This window comes from Pseudoroseomonas cervicalis ATCC 49957 (genome assembly GCF_000164635.1).
Taxonomy (GTDB): Bacteria; Pseudomonadota; Alphaproteobacteria; order Acetobacterales; family Acetobacteraceae; genus Pseudoroseomonas; species Pseudoroseomonas cervicalis.
The window spans coordinates 205,710-209,811 of record NZ_GG770778.1 but is presented as its reverse complement, the minus strand read 5'-3'; the positions used below and the strand labels follow the sequence as shown (position 1 = coordinate 209,811).

The 4,102-nt window shown below is 74.8% G+C and carries 4 protein-coding genes; 1 reads left to right on the top strand and 3 read right to left on the bottom strand.

Going from position 1 to position 4,102, the window contains the following annotated elements; translation table 11 throughout:
- A partial coding sequence (locus HMPREF0731_RS25165; RefSeq protein ID WP_007003633.1) for a hypothetical protein occupies positions 1–280 on the bottom strand: 280 nt, incomplete at its 3' end.
- Positions 281–447: 167 nt separating this feature from the next.
- On the opposite strand from HMPREF0731_RS25165, the gene HMPREF0731_RS08305 reads away from it, so the two are divergent.
- Entirely contained in the window at positions 448–2,763 is a 2,316-nt protein-coding gene (locus HMPREF0731_RS08305; protein WP_007003631.1) for a bifunctional diguanylate cyclase/phosphodiesterase, read from the top strand.
- 125 nt (positions 2,764–2,888) lie between these two features.
- On the opposite strand, the gene HMPREF0731_RS08300 is transcribed toward HMPREF0731_RS08305, so the two are convergent.
- On the bottom strand, positions 2,889–3,632 hold the full coding sequence (locus HMPREF0731_RS08300) for an SDR family NAD(P)-dependent oxidoreductase (protein WP_007003630.1): 744 nt from the start codon (positions 3,630–3,632) through the stop codon (positions 2,889–2,891).
- Positions 3,633–3,699: 67 nt separating this feature from the next.
- Positions 3,700–4,102, bottom strand: a 403-nt coding sequence (locus HMPREF0731_RS08295; protein WP_157136056.1) for a M48 family metallopeptidase, incomplete at its 5' end; no start/stop codon positions are given.

Sequence of the window (4,102 nt, the reverse complement as noted above, 5' to 3'; positions counted from 1 at the left end):
CCAGGCGCTGCAGCCGCTGGTCGATCCGCGCCAGCGTGGCGGAGAGCTGGCCGCTCACCACCCGCGCCACCCCCTCGGCCAGTTGCAGGGCGCGCTCGCTCTCCGCCGCCTCGATGCGGGCCTGCAGCAGGGCGTGCAGCCCGGCCAGCATGGCCAGCAGCAGCAGGGCGCCGCCGCCGAACAGGCGCCAGGGCCGCGGCCCGCTCGGCCGGCGGGGCGCCAGGCCGAGGAAGCGACGCAGACGATCGGGCAGGCGAAGGGGGGCGGCGGCGGCGGTCATGCGGGCCGCATCCTGGCAAAGCCATCACAAAATTGGGAGAATTTACTCGCTTTTTTACGGAGCCAGGCCGATGAACGTCCCGGCCGCCGGATTTGTCGCGGCTTTCAAGACGCCGGTTTGAGGATGCGGGCGCGGCCAGGGCCGGCGCCGTGGAGTGGCCATTCGGAATGGGGCGAATCTACACCTGCCTGGCGGAGGAGCATGATCCGGTGCTGCTGCTGGCGGCGGCGCTGCTCTGCCTGATCGGCGCCACCGTCTCGCTCGGCCTGCTGCACCGCGCCCGCCGCGCCCGGCCCGAGGCCCGGGCCGGCTGGCTGCTGCTGGGCGGGCTGGCGGTCGGCGCCAGCATCTGGTGCACGCATTTCGTCGCCATGCTCGGCTACGCGCCGGGCTTCGGCCTGGGCTTCCGCCTGCTGCCGACGCTGGGCTCGCTGCTGCTGGCGGTGGCCTCCGGCACCGTGGCGCTGGCGGTGGCGGCGCGCCCCTGGGCGCTGGCGGCGCCGCTTGGCGGCGCGCTGTTCGGCCTCGGCACCTGGGCGATGCACCTGCTCGGCCTCAGCGCCTATGGCGATGCCGGGGTGCTGCGCTTCTCCCCGGTGCTGCTCGGCGCCTCGCTGCTGCTCGGCATGGCGCTCGGCGCGCTGGCGCTGATGAGCAAGCGGGCGCGGCCCGGCCCGGCGGGCTGGCTCGGCGGCGGGGTGGTGCTGGCGGCCTCGGTGCTGTCGCTGCACATCACCGGCATGGCGGCGATCGAGCTGCTGCCGCTGCCCCGGCAGGAGCCGGCCTCGGCCGAGGCCTCGCTCGGCCTCGCCGTGCTCAGCGTGGCGCTGATGGTCTTCGCCGCGGCCCTCGCCGCGCTGCTGATCGACCGCCGGGCCGAGGAGGAGGGCGAGCAGCGGCTGCGCCGCCTGGCCGATGCGGCGATGGAGGGGCTCGCCGTGGTGCAGGGGGGGCGCATCGTCGAGGCCAATCACAGCTTCCAGGCGCTGTGCGGCCGGCCGCGCGCGGCGCTGCTCGGCCAGCCCCTGCCCGGCCAGCTGCTGGAGGCGGGCGAGGCCGATGGATCGCGCTGGCTGCGGCACGCCGATGGCCGCCGCATCGAGGTGGCGGTGCAGCTGCGCGAGGGGCTGCCCGAGCCGGGCTTCCGCGTCTTCGTGCTGCGCGACCTGCGGCCGCAGCGGGCGCAGGAGGCGCGGCTGGACCACATGGCGCGGCATGACGCGCTGACCGGCCTGCCCAACCGCGCCGGCTTCCTCGAACTGCTGGAACAGGCCCTGGCCGAGGCGCGCGGCCGGCAGGGGCTGGCCGTGCTGCGGCTCGGGCTGAACGGGCTGAAGAGCGTGAACGGGCTGCACGGCCATGCCGCCGGCGATGCGGTGCTGCGCGCCTATGCGCGGGCGCTGGCGGCGCGGCTGCCGGAGGCCAGGCTGGCGCGGCTCGGCAGCGATGAGTTCGCCGCCCTGCTGCCCTATCGCGACGAGGCGGCGCTGCAGGAGCGGCTGCCGCGCATCGCCGCCCTCGCCGTGCCGGCCGGCGGCGGGGACGGGACCGGGACCGGGACCGGGGAGGTCAGCGCCACGATCGGCGCCGCCCTCTACCCCGGGGATGCGGGCGAGGCGGAGACGCTGATGGCCTATGCCGACATCGCCCTGCAACGCGCCAAGGCGCTGCCCGGCCGGCCGCCCTGCTTCCACGACGCGGCGCAGGACGCCCGGCTGCAGCAGCGCCGCCGCCTGGCGCAGGACCTGGCCGGGGCCTTGGCCGAGGGGCAGTTCTTCCTGGTGTTCCAGCCGCAGGTGGTGCTGGCCAGCGGGCGGCTCTGCGGGCATGAGGCGCTGCTGCGCTGGCGCCACCCGCAGCTCGGGCTGGTGCCGCCGGACCATTTCATCCCGCTGGCCGAGGAGAGCGGGCTGATCCGGCCGCTCGGCGCCTGGACGCTGCGCCAGGCCTGCGCCGCGGCGGCGGCCGAGAAGCGGCTGGGCAAGGTGGCGGTCAATCTCTCGCCGCTGCAGTTCCGCGACGAGGCGCTGCCCGCCCTTGTCGCCGCCACCCTGGCCGAGACCGGGCTGCCGCCCGGGCGGCTGGAACTCGAGATCACCGAGAGCGCCATGATGCAGGAAATGGCGCAGGCGCTGGAGATGCTGCGCCAGTTGCAATCCCTGGGCATCGGCATCGCCATGGATGATTTCGGCACCGGCTATTCCTCGCTCGGCACGCTGCGCGCCTTCCCCTTCCACAAGATCAAGCTGGACCGCAGCTTCATGCGCGAGATCGGCGAGAGCCCGGCGGCGCTGGCCATCCTGCGCGCCGTGCTGGACATGGGCCAGGGCCTCGGGGTGCCGGTGCTGGCCGAGGGGGTGGAGACGGAGGCGCAGCGCGACCGGCTGCGCGAGGAAGGCTGTGCCGAGGCGCAGGGCTATCTGTTCGGCCGCCCCCTGCCGCTGGACGAGCTGTTTTCCAGTTCCAGCCCCGCGGCCGCCTGATTTCTTTCAGGGCCGCCCGCCGGTGGCGGGCGGCGACGGGGGCGCTGGCCGCCGCCCCGCCCCACCCGCGCGCCCTCCAACCTGCCGCGTCCCGCCTCCAAACCCGACAGCGGCAGCCTGAAAGATCAACGGTGGATGCGCAGCGGGCCGAAGCTCTGGCAGACCGGCATCAGCTGCAGCGTGTTGATGTTCACCCGGGCCGGGCGCGTCGCCACCCAATGGACGGCATCGGCGATGTCCTCCGGCGTCAGCGGGTCGGTGCCGTCATAGACGGCGGCGGCCTTGGCATCGTCGCCGAAGCGGACATTGGAGAATTCGGTGCCGCCGACCAGGCCGGGCTCGATATCGGTGACGCGGACCTTGGTGCCGAACAGGTCGGCGCGCAGGTTCAGGCTGAACTGGCGGACGAAGGCCTTGGTGGCGCCATAGACATTGCCGCCCGGATAGGGCCACTCCCCGGCGGTCGAGCCGATATTGACGACATGGCCGCGGTCGCGCGCCACCATGCCCGGCAGCACGGCGTGCGTCATGGCGGCCAGGCCCTTGACGTTGGTGTCGATCATGGTCTGCCAGTCGGACAGGCTGGCACGCTGCGCCGGCTCCAGCCCCAGCGCCAGCCCGGCATTGTTCACCAGCAGGTCGATCTCCGACCATTCCGCCGGCAGGGCAGCGATGGCGGGGGCGATGGCGTCACTGTCGCGCAGGTCGAGCGGCAGGGGCAGCACGCGGTCGCGGCCCAGCGCATCGGCCAGCGCCTCCAGCCGTTCGGCGCGGCGGCCGAGGGCGATGACGCGGGCGCCGTCCTGGGCGAAGCGGCGGGCGATGGCGGCGCCGAAGCCGGCGGTGGCGCCGGTGACGAGGATCAGCATCGGGTCGGTCTCCTGGCGGGTCGGGGCCGGCAGGGTAGGGCAGCGCGGCGGCGCCGGCAAAAGCGGCTCAGCCGACGCGCAGCAAGCCCGGCCCGTGCCGGCGCAGCCAGGCCTGCGCCGACGCGCGGTGCGGGTTCAGCCCCGCCAGCAGCGCCCAGAAGCGGGGCGAATGGTTCAGCTCCCGCAGATGCGCCACCTCATGCGCCACGACATGGTCCAGCACCCAGGGGGGCGCCATCACCAGCCGCCAGGAGAAGGCCAGGGTGCCATCCGGCGCGCAGCTGCCCCAGCGGCTGCGCGTGTCCTTCAGCCGCACCGCGCGCGGCGCCAGGCCGAGCTGTGCGGCATGGCGGCGCACCCGGGCGCGGATGCGGCGCGACGCCTCGTCCCGCAGCAGGTCGAGCACCTGGGCGGAGAGGGTCTCGGCGGCGCCGCCCACCAGGATGGCGCCCTGGCGCAAAGCGGCCGGG

What these genes read in the sequence shown, in the direction of transcription:
- HMPREF0731_RS08305 (WP_007003631.1), top strand. Translation starts at nt 448, where the DNA reads ATGGGGCGAATCTACACCTGCCTGGCGGAGGAGCATGATCCGGTGCTG.
- HMPREF0731_RS08300 (WP_007003630.1), bottom strand. Translation starts at nt 3,632, where the DNA reads ATGCTGATCCTCGTCACCGGCGCCACCGCCGGCTTCGGCGCCGCCATC.